The organism is Mycobacterium sp. E136 (genome assembly GCF_001666865.1).
Classification (GTDB): Bacteria; Actinomycetota; Actinomycetes; order Mycobacteriales; family Mycobacteriaceae; genus Mycobacterium.
Window position 1 is genome coordinate 1 of record NZ_LZJE01000018.1, and the last position, 15,957, is coordinate 15,957.

At 67.9% G+C, this 15,957-nt stretch carries 12 protein-coding genes and 1 pseudogene; 6 read left to right on the top strand and 7 right to left on the bottom strand.

The window, feature by feature from the left end:
• Nucleotides 1–225 precede the first annotated feature (225 nt).
• Nucleotides 226–636 (bottom strand): annotated as a pseudogene (locus A5698_RS01365) (ABC transporter family substrate-binding protein); the annotation flags it as partial.
• On the opposite strand from A5698_RS01365, the gene A5698_RS01370 reads away from it, so the two are divergent.
• From A5698_RS01370 to A5698_RS01380, 3 genes are all read left to right on the top strand, one after another.
• Nucleotides 632–1,957: a wax ester/triacylglycerol synthase domain-containing protein gene (locus A5698_RS01370; protein ID WP_068292297.1), complete on the top strand. Its 1,326-nt coding sequence runs from the start codon at nucleotides 632–634 to the stop codon at nucleotides 1,955–1,957. The pseudogene A5698_RS01365 and the gene A5698_RS01370 overlap by 5 nt on opposite strands.
• Nucleotides 1,958–2,030: 73 nt before the next feature.
• Nucleotides 2,031–3,251, top strand: coding sequence for an acyl-CoA dehydrogenase family protein (locus tag A5698_RS01375; protein ID WP_068292300.1), 1,221 nt, complete (start codon nucleotides 2,031–2,033; stop codon nucleotides 3,249–3,251).
• 83 nt (nucleotides 3,252–3,334) lie between these two features.
• Nucleotides 3,335–4,690: an LLM class flavin-dependent oxidoreductase gene (locus tag A5698_RS01380; RefSeq protein WP_068292303.1), complete on the top strand. Its 1,356-nt coding sequence runs from the start codon at nucleotides 3,335–3,337 to the stop codon at nucleotides 4,688–4,690.
• Here A5698_RS01380 and A5698_RS01385 read toward each other — a convergent pair.
• The 4 genes from A5698_RS01385 to A5698_RS01400 form a co-directional block, all read right to left on the bottom strand.
• Nucleotides 4,687–5,160, bottom strand: a complete 474-nt coding sequence (locus tag A5698_RS01385; RefSeq protein ID WP_068292334.1) for a DUF309 domain-containing protein — start codon at nucleotides 5,158–5,160, stop codon at nucleotides 4,687–4,689. The genes A5698_RS01380 and A5698_RS01385 overlap by 4 nt on opposite strands.
• Before the next feature lie 20 nt (nucleotides 5,161–5,180).
• The gene (locus tag A5698_RS01390; protein ID WP_068292306.1) at nucleotides 5,181–6,716 is read right to left on the bottom strand and encodes a GMC family oxidoreductase; all 1,536 of its coding nucleotides are present in this window, start codon (nucleotides 6,714–6,716) and stop codon (nucleotides 5,181–5,183) included.
• Nucleotides 6,717–6,817: 101 nt separating this feature from the next.
• Nucleotides 6,818–9,439, bottom strand: coding sequence for an AAA family ATPase (locus A5698_RS01395; RefSeq protein ID WP_068292316.1), 2,622 nt, complete (start codon nucleotides 9,437–9,439; stop codon nucleotides 6,818–6,820).
• Nucleotides 9,436–10,584, bottom strand: coding sequence for a metallophosphoesterase family protein (locus A5698_RS01400; RefSeq protein ID WP_068292319.1), 1,149 nt, complete (start codon nucleotides 10,582–10,584; stop codon nucleotides 9,436–9,438). Before A5698_RS01400 ends, A5698_RS01395 begins: the two co-directional genes overlap by 4 nt.
• A 104-nt stretch (nucleotides 10,585–10,688) precedes the next feature.
• Here A5698_RS01400 and A5698_RS01405 point away from each other — a divergent pair, with 104 nt between their 5' ends.
• A complete protein-coding gene (locus A5698_RS01405) occupies nucleotides 10,689–11,207 on the top strand; it encodes a SixA phosphatase family protein (RefSeq protein ID WP_068292322.1) in 519 nt (172 codons plus the stop codon).
• 3 nt (nucleotides 11,208–11,210) lie between these two features.
• Here the strand turns inward: A5698_RS01405 and A5698_RS01410 are convergent, their stop codons facing one another.
• Both A5698_RS01410 and A5698_RS01415 read right to left on the bottom strand, forming a co-directional pair.
• Nucleotides 11,211–11,771, bottom strand: a complete 561-nt coding sequence (locus A5698_RS01410) for a DUF3558 domain-containing protein (protein ID WP_067088601.1) — start codon at nucleotides 11,769–11,771, stop codon at nucleotides 11,211–11,213.
• On the bottom strand, nucleotides 11,768–12,307 hold the full coding sequence (locus A5698_RS01415; protein ID WP_156670568.1) for a DUF3558 domain-containing protein: 540 nt from the start codon (nucleotides 12,305–12,307) through the stop codon (nucleotides 11,768–11,770). Before A5698_RS01415 ends, A5698_RS01410 begins: the two co-directional genes overlap by 4 nt.
• 104 nt (nucleotides 12,308–12,411) lie before the next feature.
• On the opposite strand from A5698_RS01415, the gene A5698_RS01420 reads away from it, so the two are divergent.
• Nucleotides 12,412–14,160 carry an ABC transporter ATP-binding protein gene (locus A5698_RS01420; protein ID WP_068292327.1) on the top strand — a complete coding sequence of 583 codons (1,749 nt, stop codon included), beginning with the start codon at nucleotides 12,412–12,414 and terminating at the stop codon, nucleotides 14,158–14,160.
• 8 nt (nucleotides 14,161–14,168) lie between these two features.
• Nucleotides 14,169–15,957: ABC transporter ATP-binding protein (locus A5698_RS01425; protein ID WP_068292331.1), on the top strand; the 1,789-nt coding region annotated here is incomplete at its 3' end.

A 15,957-nucleotide genomic window follows, 5' to 3' on the forward strand; every position in this document is an offset into this window, starting at 1 on the left:
TCCAGTCCGGAACTGCGTCGAGCAGAATCACCGTCACCACGGTCGATCTCAACCGCGGGTCCGTCTCCATCGCCCAGGTGAAGGCGTCTGTATTGCGCATGAATGCAGTCATCGTCGGCTCCCGCACCCACGCTACGGCTGCACGTCAGCCGCACGAAGCTCCTGCTCCCAGGAAAGGACCTAAGCCCCCGAAGGTGTCGACGAAGGTCCTGAGACGCCGAGGCGTTACGGCTTCATGAAGCCGATCTTCGTGTAGTCCGCGTCGGCCAGGCCGAAGGCCCCGTAGTTCGCCAGATTGCTTCGCACCGCGATGTTTCCGGGCGATTGGGTCAACGGCAGGCTGAACACCTCGTCGAACAGCATCTTGTCCAGCTCGTTGGCCAGCTGCCGGGCCTTCGCGGGATCCAGCTCGCCGACGGTCTGCTCGATCTTCTCGTCGATCTCCGGGCTGCTGATCTTGCCGAAGTTGCTCTCGGCTCCGGTCCGATAGATCTGGGTCAGGCTCGCGAGCGGGAAAGCGTCGCCGCTCCACGAGAACTGGGCAATGTCGAAGTTGCCGACGGTGACGTAGTCGGTGAAGAAGCCGGCCGCCGGGCGGACGTCCAGCTCGAGCTTGACGCCGATCTGGGCGATGGAGACGGACCCGCGGTTGAGATCGACCGTGGTGACGGTGATTCTGCTCGACGCAGTTCCGGACTGGACCCAGTTGCGCGGCCGGTTCGACCGGATGAGCCGCATGCTGCCGATGCTGCGGCAACGAGTCGTGCCCTCGCCGCCGCCGGCGCCGCCGCGATGGGAGCCGGCCCCCGACTTCGACCTCGACTTTCACATGCGGCGGGTGACCGCTCCGGATCCCGGGACCGTGGACACCGTGCTGGAGATGGCCCGACTGGCGGAGATGGCCGACTTCGACAGGGCCCGTCCACTCTGGGAAGTCACGCTGATCGACGGTTTGACGAACGGTGCGGCGGCGGTGGTGTGCCGGTTCCACCACGCGTTGACCGACGGCGTCGGTGGCATCCAGATCGGCATGATCTTGTTCGACCTCGAACCGCACCCGGAAGACGACCCACCCTCGCCCGAAGTCCCGCCTCCCCCTCCCACCGACTCGTGGCTCGGCGGCTACCGTGATGCGCTGCGCTACAACGCAGGGGTGGCCGGCTCGGCCGTGAGTTCCGCGGTCAAGTCGGCTCCTAAGTGGCTCCAACGAGGGATTCGAAGCCCCCTCGCGACGCTGGGTGCGGCAACGGCGACGGCCGCGTCGGTCTACCGCACGGTGCGCCCGGTGAACAGCACGGGGTCACCCTTGATCACCGAGCGGAGCCTCGTCCGCCGGCTCGGCGTGCACGACGTCTCACTGCATCGCCTCCGCGAGGCGGCGCACCGGTGTGACTGCGCGCTCAACGATGCCTTCGTCGCCGGAGTCGCCGGCGGTTTGCGTCGCTACCACGAAGAGCACGGTGTCGTCATCGACGAGCTTCACCTGACCATGCCGATCAACCTGCGGACCTCGGGAGAGGAGATGGGCGGCAACCGGATAACGTTGATGCGGTTCGACGTCCCCGCCGGGCTTGCCGATCCCGCACAGCGGATGCGCGAAATCCACTCCCGGACAAACGGAGTTCGTCACGAGCGTTCGATTCCTCACACTCAGACGATCGCCGCGGTGCTCAATATCATGCCTCGCTGGTACATCGGCTCGATCCTGCGCCACGTGGACTTCGTCGCGAGCGACGTCCCAGGCATCCCCGTGACGGTGTACCTCGGCGGTGCACCGGTCACCGCTCAGTACGCATTCGGCCCGACCATCGGCGCGGCCGTCAACGTGACGTTGTTGACCTATGCCGACACCTGTCATCTCGGCCTGAACGTCGACACCGGCGCGATACCCGATTACGACCTCTTTCATCGGTGCTTGGTCGAAGGGTTCGACGAAGTCCTGGCGCTGGCGGACTGAGCACCGTAAGGCCTTAGGCTCTCGGTGAGCCAAAGCAGTGTTCGCGGTGCGGGCCGTCGGTAGAACAAACGCCATGACAACGGCCGATCTCCCCACACGCGCACTTCCGGGAACACCGGAGTGGACACAGCTGCTCGCCCGCATCGCCGAAGGCGCCAGCGACCGAGACCTCAACGACGAAAACCCCTTCGACGCGGTCGCCGCGCTGAAGAACGCCGGCTTCGGAACCCTGCGGCTGCCGCCCGGCGCCGGTGGCGCGGGATTCACCGTGCCGCAGCTGTTTTCCGCCGTGATCGACGTTGCGCACGCCGACCCGATCGTCGCGCACATCTTCCGCACCCACTTCTGGTTCGTCGAGGAACGGCTGCGCACGGCCGATCTGCCGACATCGCAGGCGTGGCTGGAGAAGGTCGCCGCGGGCAAGGTCTTCGGCAACGCGTTCAGCGAGAAGGGCTCGCTGGCCGTCGGCAGCCTGGTGTTCAAGACCCGGCTGCTGCCCGACCCCGCCAACCCGGGCGGGTACCGCCTCGACGGCGAGAAGTTCTACAGCACAGGGACGTTGTTCTCCGACTACCTCACCGTGACGGCGACGACCGACCACGACTCCGTCGCGAACGTGGTGGTGCCCGCCGATCGCGAAGGTGTCCGCATCATCGACGACTGGGACGGCTTCGGCCAACGCCGCACCGGCACGGGTACGACCGTCTTCACCGATGTCGCGGTCGCGGCGGATGAGGTGCTCAGCGACACGCCCTACGACGCCGATCCGGTGCCGACGGTCCAGTACGCCTCGCTGCAGCTGTTCATCCACGCGGTGGTGGCGGGCATCCTCGAGTCCGTCGTCGACGACGGTGTCGCGCTGCTGCGTTCCCGCGACCGCAGCTTCAGCCACGCGCTGACCGAGCGGCCCAGCGACGATCCGCTGTACCAGAAGCTGCTTGGTGAGTTGGCGAGCACGGCCTACATCGCCAGGGCCTCGGTGCTCGACGCGGCCGCCGCGATCGGCGCCGCGACGGCGTCCGAGGTCGACGGCGTCCCGGATGCCGACCTCGCCTCCGAGGCCCAGTTGAAGGTCGCGAAGGTGAAGGTGCACCTGGACCAGGTGGCGCCCGAGGCCGCGACGCGGTTGCTCGAACTCGGCGGGGCCAGCGCCGCCAGCCGGAAGCGCAACCTGGACCGGCATTGGCGCAACATCCGCACGATCACGTTGCACAACCCGGTCGTCTACAAGGCCAGAGTGATCGGGCAGAACCTGCTGCACAACACCCCGATTCCGTCGAACGCGTACTTCTGACCCCACCCACCCAAGCGATTTGTGCGTGATTTCGATCGCTCAACGATCGTTTTCACGCACGAATCGCGTTTTGAGGAGGCTCCATGTCGCGACAACTACACCTTGGCGGTTTCCAGATCGCTTCGCAGGTCACCCATTCGCATGCGGCGTGGCGTCATCCCGCCAGCGACACCGGGTTCACCACGCCGGAGTACTACCACCGCATCGGGCGCATTCTCGAGCGCGGCAAGTTCGACTTCGTGTTCTTCGCCGACCTGCTCGCCGCGCCGATCCGCTTCGGCGAGGACATCACCGAACCGTTGCGCCGCGGCACCCAGGCGACGGCGACGTTGGATCCGTCGATCGTCGCGGCCAGCATCGGTGCGGTGACGTCCAAGCTGGGCGTCGCGATCACCAAGTCCGCCACTTACTTTCACCCTTACGAGCTGGCTCGCATCTTCGCCAGCCTCGACCACATCACCCGCGGCCGGGTAGCGTGGAACATCGTCACGTCGCTGACGCAGAGCGAGGCGCAGAACTTCGGCCACGACGACCATCTCGACCACGAGCTCCGCTATGAGCGCGCCGACGAGTTCGTCCGCACCGCCCTGGATTTGTGGACGAGTTGGGAGTCCGATGCGCTGGTTCTCGACAAGAAGGAGGGCGTCTTCGCCGACCCGTCGCGAGTGCACGCCGTCGAGCACGACGGCCGGTTCTTCAAAACGCGCGGCCCGCTGAACGTGCCGCGCTCACCGCAGGGCAGGCCGGTGCTGATTCAGGCCGGCTCGTCGAACACCGGCAAGGACTTCGCCGCGCGGTGGGCGGAGGCCATCTTCGAGATCGACCCCACACCCGAGGGCAGGCGGGCTTACTACGACGACATCAAGTCGCGCGCCACCGATTTCGGCCGCGATCCGGACAAGGTGCTGATCTTCCCGGCGTTCATCCCGTTCATCGGCGAGACCGAGTCGATCGCCCGCGAGAAGCAGGCGTTCCACAACGAGTTGGCCGATCCGATCTCCGGGCTCATCACGCTGTCGGTGCACACCGACCACGACTTCTCGGTCTACGACCTCGATGCCCCGGTCGAAGACGTTCAGGTGACCGGAACGCAGGGCTTGTTCGATACGGCGCGACGGGTCGCCAACCGCGACAACCTGACCCTGCGCGATATCGGCAAGTGGTACGCCCAGGGTGTGTTGCTTCCGCAATTCGTCGGCACCGCGGAGCAAGTCGCCGATCAGATCGAGGAGTCGTTCACCGCCGGTGAGGCCGACGGGTTCATGGTGTCGGCGGCGCAGACGCCGGGCACCTTCAACGACTTCGTCGACGCGGTCGTCCCCGAACTGCAGCGGCGCGGATTGTTCCGCACCGAATACACCGGCGACACGCTGCGCGAGCACCTCGGGCTCGGCGATGTCACGTTCGCACCGGCGCAGCGGTTGCAGTCGGTGAGCTAGTCGGTAGTCAGGCGCGGCCGCAGTCGCTCCGGGGCGGTCACCACCCCGGCTTCGAGGTCGTCGATCAACGTTTCGGCGTAGTCGGCAAGACCACGGACGTCGACGCCGTGCGGGGCCAAGCCGCCGTCGGCGAGGCCGGCGCGCGCCCGGCTCAACACCCCGAGCGCGCCCTTCGTGTTTCCGCGCTGGACGTGCGTGATGCCGACGGCCAGTTGGGCGAGGCTCTGCCAGAGCACGCGTTCGTCCGGTGGGCGGTTCTTCCATGCGGCCTCGAACACCTCGTGCGCGTGAAACGCCATCCCCTTGTCGAGAAGCTCCTGCGCGTAGACGACGGTCTCGGCCGGTGGTAGGTCGAGGTCGTCGGGGATCCGCGCGACGCCCTCGCTGCCGTGGGGCAGCGGCCGCCCCAGCTCGTCGCGGGGGCGGGTGTTGCGGGGACGCCCGGCTTCGTCGCGGTCGCGCTCGACCATGGCCTCCATCTTGGCACCGCTCACGTGCGCAGCAGTTCGGCGGCCTTCTCCCCGATCAGCACGCTGGGCGCATGGGTGTGTCCGCGGATGATCGCCGGCATCACCGAGGCGTCCGCGACCCGCAAGGCCTCGACGCCGCGCACGCGCAGTTGCGGGTCGACCACGCTGGCGTCATCGCGCCCCATTCGGCACGTCCCCACCGGGTGATACAGCGTGTGCGAGAACGTGGCCAGCGCGCGTTCGAGCGTCTCGTCGTCGAGGGCCGCCGAGTCGAGCGGCCTCGCGATTTTGCCGATGACGCCCTCGAGAGCGGGCGCCTGCGAGATCGTCGCGCAAACGCGCAGACCGGCCATCACGGCGGCCCGGTCGACGCCGCCGGGATCGGTCAGATACCGCGGGTCGATGATCGGCTTGTCTCTCGGGTCGGCCGAACGCAGTTCGATGGTGCCGCTGCTCTGCGGCTTGAGCAGGATCGTCCCGAGCACGACGGCGTGGTTGTCGTAGGGATCGCCGATGCCCTCCTCGAAGAACGGGGCAGGGGCGAAGATCAGTTCGAGATCGGGCAGTGCGAGATCCGGACGGCTCCGAACGAAACCGTAGGCCTCCCCCACGTTCGAGGTGAGCATCCCACGGCGCCGCAGCAGGTAGTTCAGCAGCTGAAGCGGCTTCTCGGCGGCGAAGAGGCTGTCGTTCGGAACATCGAAGCCGAGCGCCGCGATGAAGTGGTCAGCCAGGTTGGCGCCGACGTCCGGGGTGTGGACCAGCGTCGAAATGCCGTGCTCGGCCAGCCGTTCGCCATCGCCGATGCCCGACAGCATCAGCAGCTGCGGGCTGTTGATGGCACCGCCGCACAACACCACTTCGCGCCGGGCCTTGACGACGCGACGGGTGCCGTTCTGCTCGATCTCGACGCCGACCGCGCGGCGGCCGTCGAACACCACCCTGGTCGCCAACGCGTCCGTTTCGAGCGTCAGGTTTGCGCGCTTGAGGGCCGGTTTGAGATAGGCGTCGGCCGCGCTCCATCGCGCACCGCGGCGCTGGGTGACCAGTGTCTCGCAAAAGCCTTCGGGTGCAGCCTGGTTCGGCTTTTCGATGCGGTAGCCACACTGTTCGGCAGCGGCCAGCCATTTGGCGGTGGAACTGCGCGGACTGCGCTGCTTGCTGATGGACAGCGGCCCCGCTTCGATCTTGCGCAGGTATGGCTCGAGATGCGCATAGTCCCACTGGTCACCGGCCGCCTCGCCCCACTCGTCGTAGTCCGCGGCGAATCCGCGCACCCACATCATCGCGTTCATCGACGACGAACCGCCGACCATTTTGCCCCGCGGCCAATAGATTTCGCGGCCGTCGAGCTCCTTCTGCGGTTCGGTCAGATAGTCCCAGTCCACCGGGCTGCGGAACAGCTTGACGAAGCCCGCGGGGATGCGGATGAACTTGTCCTTGTCGTGGGGACCCGCTTCCAGCGCGACGACCCGGACGGACGGATTCTCGCTCAGGCGGGCCGCCACCACCGACCCGGCGGAGCCCGTTCCCACGACGACGTAGTCGGCTTCCATCCGCCGGAGTCTAGGTTTTTCGGGGCGGACAAACGGGCGGTGTCGGAAATCCGTCCGAAACTCGTCAGCGTCGCCGGGGCCGGCGCCGCCGCCACAGCCGGTTACGCCGTCAGCGCGATGTGTTCGGCGCCGTCGACGGCCGCGTACCTCTGCGGGCTGCACGTCAGCACGATCACCTGCCCGTCGCCGCCGACCGCGTTGAACACCGCACCCATCTTGACCAGGCGGTCGGGGTCGGTGAACCCGAGCGCGTCGTCGATGACCACCGGTACGGTGTCCTCCTTGGCCACCAGCGCCGCCCCCGCCAGCCGTGCCACGATGCCCAGTTGCTCCTTGGCCCCACCCGAGAGTGAGTCGTAGGGCACCGTGCGGCCGGACAGCGTGCGGGTGCAGATCCGCAGCGCACTGTCGACCTCCACCTCGAAGCTGTCGCCGAACACCATGCGGCCCAACCGCTCCACTTCACCACGGAACGGATCGACGTAGCGTGAGCGGGTGGATTCGCGATGCCGTGCGATCACCGACCGCAGCAGCTCCGCTGCCCTCGCACGGCGCTGAACCCTCGTGTACTCGTCGAGCGCGTGCTCACGCTCGGTCTCGGCGTCATCGAGCTTGCCCTTGCGGCCTTCGGTCCCATACACCTTCAGCCGCGCACCGACCTCGCGAAGCTCCTCGACCACGTCGTCGCGGCTCGCCGACAAGGCCTCGGCGCGGCGCATGGCCTCCTGGAGCGTCGCGGCCACGGCGTCGGGCGCCGCGCGGGTCAGTTCCTCGCTCAGCTCGGCGACCAGTGCTGCGGCCCGCTGCGCCTCCTCGGCGTGCGCCTGCGCCCGCAGCGCCAACTCGTCGTCGCCCACGGTGGCCCGCTGACCCTCCAACCGTTCGCGGGCCAGTGCGAGCTCCGACTGGGCACCGGTCAGCTTCTCGCGCAGCACCGTCGCCCGAGTATCGCTCTCCCCCAAACGCTTAGCCGCCTCCTCGGCGACCTTGCGATGCTTCTCGCACTCGGCGATCGCCTGCTTCTGGGCGGCCGTCGCGGCGTCGAGCTCGGCGCGGGCGGCATCGGAGTCGACCTCGAACAGCTCTGTGACCGCCGGCTGACGCGCGGTGAGCTCGGCAAGACGTTGCCTGAGCCGATCCGCCGACCGGTCACCCGTCAGCGCCTCGACGGTCGCGCTCAGCCGATCCCGGGTCGTCACCAGCTGTTGGCGCCGCTGATCGAGGGTGCGCGCCTCGGCTACGTCGGCGACGCCGCAGTCCGTCAGCGCCGACGCGAGAACCCCTTGTGCGGCATCGAGTTTGGCCTGCGTTTGGGAGGCCGGCGCACCGGGCAGCAGCCGAGCGGTGAGCAGGTTCGGTACCTCGATCGCGGTTTCGGCGCTGACGCTGGCGGTCCACGCCTCCCCCGCACCGAGCCTGACCGTCTCGCCAGCGACGCGCACCTCGACGTCGGCGCTCGCGACCAATTCGATGTGCGCCGAAGCCAACTCGACCTGTGCCGTCACGGCGTCGACGGTCGCCTTGGCCGACTCGATCGCGCGCATACCCTCGCCGGTCAACCGGATCTGCGCGAGGTCGCCCTGCACGCGCTCGAGTTCCCGTTCAGCGGTCTCGATCTTCGACAGTTGCGCGGCGATCCGGTCCGCCTCATCGCGGTCGGCGAGCCGTTGCACGGTTCCTCGCGCCGCTTCGACGCGAGACTGCGTGGCCTCCAATGCATTTCGCGCCTGTTCGGCGGCGGTCTCGGCGAGCTCAGCCACCTCGACCGCGGTCGTGTGATCGTCGCTGGCCTGGGTGGCGGCGGTTTCGAGCTCGGCCATCGCGGCGGCCCGCTGCTCGATGTCGGCACGCAACCGCCTGCGCTCGTCGACCGCGGTGCGCGACGTGTCGTGGTTGGCCTGAGCGGCCGCGGCGACCAGCTCCGCTTCCTTGAGCTGCCCCTTCAGCCCGGCGACCTCTTCGGCGGCCTTCTGCGCGTCGGCGACCTGTTCGGCCGCGGCCGAGCGTTGGGCCGTCAACCTGTCCAGCTCGTCGGTGAGGTTGGTGTGCCTGCGCACCGCCTCGTCGACCTCCGCGACGGACGCCGCGGCCTCGGCCAACGCGTCCTCGGCCGCTCGCAACCGGTTGGCGGCGGCCGCCCACTCCCCGGTGGGCCTTCCGGTGCGGGTGAAGTAGCGCAGGTATTCCTCTTCGACGCGGTCGACCAACAGCGGTTCGGCACCCGAGAGCGCCACCGCCTCACCGGCGGCCACGTCGAGTGCGCGGGACAGCGCGTCACATCCGGACAAATCCACGGCCGCGGTGGACCCCGACTGCAGTACCCGCTGCGCCTGCCACAGGCAGGTGTCGACGGTCTCGTCGAGCATGGCCCGCACCCGGTCGTGCGCCTCGTCACCGGTGAACTGCTGGCGCCGCGGCTCGAGGATCGTCAGCTCGGTCGAGAAGCGCTTGTGGAACCGCTTGCGGTACACGAATCGGTATGGGCCCGTGGAGATCTCGGCCTCCACCTCGGCGCCGACGTCGGCGTGTGTCGGCTTGACCTCTTTGACCTCTTTCTTCCCCGACCGGTCCTTGGCCTCGATCAACAGGTCGAGCGCCTCGATCATCGAGGACTTGCCGATCTCGTTGGCGCCGCTGACGATCACCACTCCGCGATCGGGAAACTCGATCTCGCGGTGCGTGATTCCGCGGTAGTTGGTCAGGACCAGGCGGTGCAGTTTCACGCCACACCCCGATCCGACAGCCGCAGAAGCAGCGCCAGGGCGGCACGCGCGTCCTCGGCCGCCTCACCGTCCGACCGTGCGGTGGCGACCAGTTCGTCGACGGCCGATGCGGCGAAGCCGCCGATACCGAGGTCGTCGAACTCGCCGTCGGCGGGGATGACCGCGATCTCGCTCTGTTTCTCGTCCACCCGCAGCGCGGCGAAGAGCCGGGCGTACTTGTCCAGGCACGCGTCGAGCGCGGCCTTGTCGGTGACCGTCAGCGATCCCGTCAACGCGAGACGCACGACGATACGTTCCTTGTCCGGCAACAGATCGAGGTTGATGTCGAGGTCGGCGACGTCCCGGTCGCTGTCCACGCCGCGGCGCAGCGTGACGAACCGCCAGCGGCCCACCTTGCGCGGTTCGACGTTCACCGGATGCGCCGGATCGGTCTCGTCGATGTCGACGACCAGTACGTGCCCGGAGTCGACCTCAATGTCGTCGTAGTTGGTGACCTCCGGCGACCCGGAATACCAAATCCGTCCCGTGGCACCGACCTGCATCCGAGAGTGCTTGTCGCCCAGCGCTACATAGTGCACGGCGCCCCGGTTGACGGCCGCCTCCAGCGCGGCCAGACGGATCAGCGAAGCGCGGTCCTTGTCGGGTACGAAGATGTCCACGCCGCCGTGGCCGACGACGATGCGTGTCACCCCGTCGGCGGGCAGATCCTCGAGCACGCCGGCCACGGGGTCCGACGACGGCGCCTTCGAGGTCCACGGCGCCGCCACCAGTTCCAGTCCGGGCCGTACCTCGTGCACACCGGCGCGGTCCAGGACCGACACGTTCTCAGGGCACTCGGCGAGGAACAGCGGGCTGGTGTAGACCGAGGACGCGTCGAGCGGGTCGTGGTTGCCGGGCAGCAGGTACACGGGAACGCCGATGGCGCGCATGGCTTCGAGCGACAGGCTGACATCTCTGGGCGCGAGTTGGTTGTGCTCGAAAACGTCGCCGGCGACGACGATGAACTCCGCGCCGGCGTCGGCCGCCACCCGCCCCACCTCGACCACCGCGTCGCGTCGCGCGGCCGAATAACGGGGCTGCGCCTCGCCATTCAGGAAGTACCGCGTCATGCCGAGTTGCCAGTCGGCGGTATGCACGAATCGCATCTCAGCGCGCTCCTTCCGTTCATGTGTTTGCCGGGCACCGCGAGTGTAGGGCGGCACCCCGACAAGTCCCGGGAGGTGCGGCGGCATGCCTTACCGTTAGTCCGGTGACCGACCGGTTTCGCACGCTGCTGTTGCTCCGACACGCCAAGTCGGACTATCCGGCGGGTGTCGGCGACCACGACCGTCCGCTGGCGCCGCGGGGTTTGCGCGAGGCGGGGTTGGCCGGTGACTGGTTACGCGCCCACGCCCCCGCCGTCGACGCCGTGCTGTGTTCGACCGCCACCCGCACCCGCGAGACGCTGGCACGCACCCGGATCGCCGCGCCGGTCCGCTACCTCGACCGCCTCTACGACGCGACGCCGGGCACGGTGATTGACGAGATCAACCGGGTGCCGTCGCACTTCGACTTCGAAGTGCAGACGCTATTGGTGATCGGTCACGAACCGGCGATGTCGAACGTCGCACTCGGGCTGTCCACCGCGGAAGGCAGCAACATCGCTGCGGCCGAACAGATCTCGATGAAATATCCGACGTCGTCGATCGCGGTGTTGCGTACCGGCGAGACGTGGGAGGGACTCGCGCTCGACGGCGCTTCGCTGGTCACCTTCCACGTACCGCGGTAGGCGTCACGCACGGGTGGCGAGCGTCAGCTCCATCAACTTCAGCGCCATCTTGCAGGCGTCGATCCCCGGCGACTGCGGATTGATCCACCATCCGACGACACCCGCCGCGTCACTGGCCACGCCGCACGCGCCGTTCGGGTCGTTCGGGCGCATCACGATCGACTCGATGCCGGCTACCGAACGGTTCTCGATCTGATAGTTGAGCTTCTGGGCCACTTCGCGCTCGTTGTCGAGGCTGCCCTGCTCGAACCAGAACCGGGTAATGTCCACCAGACCCTGCGGGTTGGCCGCCTGCCAGCGACACACCGCGCCGACGAACGTGCTCTGGATGTCGAGGGGGTCGGCGCCCACGGTTTCGGCGAGGATGTCCTCGGTCAGCACCTCGCACTCTTTGAGCAGGTTCGGGTATTGCCGCTCGGAGTCCTGGTTGCGCGGGCCGCCACCTCCCGAACCCGACTTGGCCGCGGTGCCCTCGACGGTCTGCGTGCAACCGGTGAGCAGCGACAGCACGGCCAGCACAGCGATGAGGCCGGCACCCAGCCGACGAGCGAAGGCGGTTGTCATTCGGAATTCACAATCGATTGACGGGTCAGTTCCTTGGCGACGTCGCAGGGTTCCGGGAACGGCTTGCTGGCGAAGCTGACCGACCACTCGATGAAGTCGTCGTCGAACTGGATGCCGATCTCGCACAGGTTCGTGCCCAGGAGCGGGTCGTCGCCGACGGCGATGAAGCCATCGTGGCCCTCGATGTTGATGTCCTCGACGCTGGTGCGGGACAGTTCCTCGGTCTTGCGCTCGCGGCCGATGGGGCTTCCGCGGAACCAGCTGAACGAGAAGTGCGGGCCGAGGATGCTGCCGCCGGCCAACCACTGGCATCCGACCGAGTTCTTGGCGGTGGCCACCAGCCCCGGCACGCGGGTCAGTTTCATGACCTCCGCGTCGTTGATGCCCCCGCATTCGGGGAAGAACGGGCCGTGCGACGCGTCTGCAGCCGGCGTCGGGTTGTCCTCGGGCACCTGCGGGCCGGTGGGCTCGGAATCCGAGCATGCGGCGGACAGCGGGATGACCACGGCGGCCGCGACGGCCAGGCAGCGGGTCATGCGCGTGCTGTGAGTCACGCCATGCACTGTAGCGGCCGCTCTTGGGGTCAACCACCGACATGCCGGTTGACCAGCTCATATATCGGATGTGCGACAGTAGCGGGATGTTATGGGCGCTGCTGCGACAGTACGCGCGGCCATACCGGGCGCTGCTTGCCACCGTCGCCACGCTCCAGTTGGTCAGCACGCTCGCCTCGCTGTACCTGCCGACGGTCAACGCCGCGATCATCGACGACGGCGTCGCGGCCGGGAACCTGCGCAGGATCGTCGAATTGGGCGGTGTCATGCTCGCCGTCACGGCGCTGCAGGTGGTGTGCGCGGTCGGCGCGGTGTACTTCGGGTCGCGAGCGGGCATGGGGGTCGGCCGCGACCTGCGGGCGGCGGTATTCAACCACGTGACCGGGTTCTCGGCCGAGGACACCGCGCGGTTCGGTGCGCCGTCGCTGCTCACCCGCACCACCAACGATGTGCAGCAGATCCAGCTGCTGGTGCAGCTGACGTGCACGATGCTGGTCACCGCGCCGATCATGTCGATCGGCGGCATCTTCATGGCCGTGCACCAGGACGCCGGGCTGTCCTGGCTGCTGTTGGTCAGCGTGCCGCTCCTGGCCCTGTCCAACTACTGGATCACCCGCCACCTGCTGCCGATCTTCCGCCGCATGCAGCGCCTCGTCGACGGCTTCAACCGGGTGATGCGCGACCAGCTCTCCGGTTTACGGGTGATCCGCGCATTCGCCAGGGAACCGTTCGAACGCGCCCGGTTCGCCGACGCCAATTACGCGCTGGCCGACACCGCAGTCGAGGCCGGCCGATGGCAGGCGCTGATGCTGCCCACCACGACGTTGGTCATCAACGTGTCGAGCGTGGCGCTGATCTGGTTCGGTGGGCTGCGCATCGATGCCGGGCAGATGCAGGTTGGCTCGCTGATCGCGTTCCTGGCCTACTTCATGCAGATCCTGATGGCGGTCCTGCTGGCGACGTTCGTCCTCGTCATCATTCCGCGAGCGTCGGTGTGCGCCGAGCGCATCTCGGAGGTGCTGTCGACCACACCGCAGATCGTCAGCCCCGAACGCCCGGTGCGACCGTCGAGGATCCGCGGTGAGATCCGGCTGGACGCCGCGACATTCTGCTATCCGGGCGCCGAACGCCCCGTCCTGCAGGATGTTTCGCTGACCGCACTCCCCGGCACGACGACCGCGGTGGTCGGCTCCACGGGGTCGGGCAAGTCGACTCTGGTGTCGCTGATCTGCCGGATGTACGACCCGACGAGCGGTTCGGTGCAAGTCGACGGCGTCGACGTGCGCGACTACGACCCCGAGCAGCTGTGGTCGGTGCTCGGGCTGGTGCCGCAGCGCGGATACCTGTTCTCGGGCACGATCGCCGACAATCTGCAGTTCGGTATGGCCCCGGGACAGGTGGCCACCGAGGAACAGATGTGGGAGGCCCTGCGGGTGGCCGCCGCCGACGATTTCGTGCGTGCGCATGCCGACGGCCTCGACATGCGGGTTGCGCAGGGCGGCGCGAACTTCTCGGGCGGACAGCGGCAGCGGTTGGCGATCGCCCGCGCGGTGATCCGCAGGCCCGCGGTGTATCTGTTCGACGATGCGTTCTCGGCGCTCGATGTCCACACCGACGCGCGAGTGCGTGCCGCGTTGCAGGAGGTGTCGGCGGAGGCGACGGTGATCGTTGTCGCGCAACGCATCTCGACCGTCATGCAGGCGGATCAGATTGTCGTCATCGATGACGGCCGCGTCGTCGGGATCGGCACCCACGAGACCCTGTTCGCGGACTGCCCGGAGTACGCCGAGTTCGCGGACTCGCAGTCGCTCGCGAGGGTGGGTGACGCGCAGTGAGCGCCCCGATGGCCCGGCCGATCCGCGGCATGGTGCAGGCGCCCACCCAGCGCTCGCGCGACTTCACCGGATCGGCGATCCGCTTGGTCAAGCGGTTGACACCCCAGCGCGGTCCGACCGCGGCGGTGATCCTCCTGGGCGTCGGCGGTATCGCGATCAGCGTGATCGGTCCGCGAATCCTGGGGCACGCCACGGATCTTCTGTTCAACGGTGTGGTCGGCCGCCAGCTACCTGCGGGGCTGACCAAGGAGCAGGCCATCGACGCCGCCCGCGCCCGCGGCGACAGCACGTTCGCCGATCTGCTGTCGGGGATGAACGTGGTGCCCGGTCGCGGCGTCGACTTCGGCGCGGTCGGTCGCACCCTGCTGCTCGCGCTGGGCCTGTATCTCGTTGCCGCGCTGCTGGTGTGGTTGCAGGCCAGGCTGCTCAACGTCGCGGTGCAACGCACCATGGCGACGCTGCGCTCCGACGTCGAGGACAAAGTTCACCGAATGCCGCTGTCGTACTTCGACTCCCGCCAACGCGGCGAGGTGCTCAGCCGGGTGACCAACGACGTCGACAACATTCAGCAGTCGCTGTCGATGACGATCAGCCAGCTGTTGACGTCGGTTCTGACGGTCCTCTCGGTGCTGGTGATGATGCTGACCATCTCGCCGCTTCTGACGCTGCTGACCGTGGTGACCGTGCCTCTGTCATTGTGGGCGACGCGCTGGATCGCGCGCCGGTCGCAGCGCCTGTTTGTCGCGCAGTGGGCGAACACCGGACGGCTCAACGCGCACATCGAGGAGACCTACAGCGGCTTCACCGTCGTCAAGACCTTCGGTCACCGCGCTGCAGCCCAGGAGCGGTTCCGCGAGTGCAACGACGCCGTCTACAACTCCGCCTTCGGCGCGCAGTTCTTCTCCGGCCTCGTCGGGCCCGCCACCACGTTCATCGGCAACCTCAGCTACGTCGCGGTGGCCGTCGTGGGTGGTTTGCAGGTGGCGACCGGTCAGATCACGCTCGGCAGCATCCAGGCGTTCATCCAGTACGTCCGCCAGTTCAACCAGCCGCTCACACAGGTGGCGGGCATGTACAACACCCTGCAGTCGGGTGTGGCCAGCGCGGAGCGGGTCTTCGACCTGCTCGACGCGGACGAGGAGACACCCGATCCCCCGGCGCAGCTGCCGCTTCCCGTCGGCCAGGCGGGCCGGGTCGAGTTCGAGAACGTCACGTTCGGCTACCGCCCTGAGACCCCGGTGATCCGCGACCTGTCGCTGATCGCCGAACCCGGCAGCACGGTCGCGATCGTGGGGCCGACCGGAGCGGGCAAGACGACGCTGGTGAATCTGCTGATGCGGTTCTACGACGTCGACTCCGGCCGGATTCTGGTTGACGGCGTGGACATCTCGACGGTCAGCCGGGATTCGCTGCGGTCCCGGATCGGGATGGTGCTGCAGGACACCTGGCTTTTCGGCGGCACCATATTCGAGAACATCGCCTACGGCAGGCCCGACGCCTCGGAGGACGAGGTGATCGCGGCGGCCAAGGCCGCGTACGTCGACCGGTTCGTGCACATGCTGCCCGACGGCTACCAGACTCGCGTCAGCGACGACGGCGGCACCATCAGCGCCGGTGAGAAGCAGCTGATCACGATCGCGCGCGCGGTACTGGCCAAGCCCGGCCTGCTGGTCCTCGACGAGGCGACGAGCTCGGTGGACACCCGAACCGAGCTGCTTATCCAGCAGGCCATGGCCGAGTTGCGTCGGGATCGAACGAGTTTCATCATCGCCCACCGGCTCTCGACCATCCGCGACG

What these genes read in the sequence shown, in the direction of transcription:
- A5698_RS01410 (WP_067088601.1), bottom strand. Translation starts at nt 11,771, where the DNA reads ATGACAACCGCCTTCGCTCGTCGGCTGGGTGCCGGCCTCATCGCTGTG.
- A5698_RS01375 (WP_068292300.1), top strand. Translation starts at nt 2,031, where the DNA reads ATGACAACGGCCGATCTCCCCACACGCGCACTTCCGGGAACACCGGAG.
- A5698_RS01420 (WP_068292327.1), top strand. Translation starts at nt 12,412, where the DNA reads ATGTTATGGGCGCTGCTGCGACAGTACGCGCGGCCATACCGGGCGCTG.
- A5698_RS01380 (WP_068292303.1), top strand. Translation starts at nt 3,335, where the DNA reads ATGTCGCGACAACTACACCTTGGCGGTTTCCAGATCGCTTCGCAGGTC.
- A5698_RS01390 (WP_068292306.1), bottom strand. Translation starts at nt 6,716, where the DNA reads ATGGAAGCCGACTACGTCGTCGTGGGAACGGGCTCCGCCGGGTCGGTG.
- A5698_RS01370 (WP_068292297.1), top strand. Translation starts at nt 632, where the DNA reads ATGGAGACGGACCCGCGGTTGAGATCGACCGTGGTGACGGTGATTCTG.
- A5698_RS01385 (WP_068292334.1), bottom strand. Translation starts at nt 5,160, where the DNA reads ATGGTCGAGCGCGACCGCGACGAAGCCGGGCGTCCCCGCAACACCCGC.
- A5698_RS01415 (WP_156670568.1), bottom strand. Translation starts at nt 12,307, where the DNA reads ATGACCCGCTGCCTGGCCGTCGCGGCCGCCGTGGTCATCCCGCTGTCC.
- A5698_RS01400 (WP_068292319.1), bottom strand. Translation starts at nt 10,584, where the DNA reads ATGCGATTCGTGCATACCGCCGACTGGCAACTCGGCATGACGCGGTAC.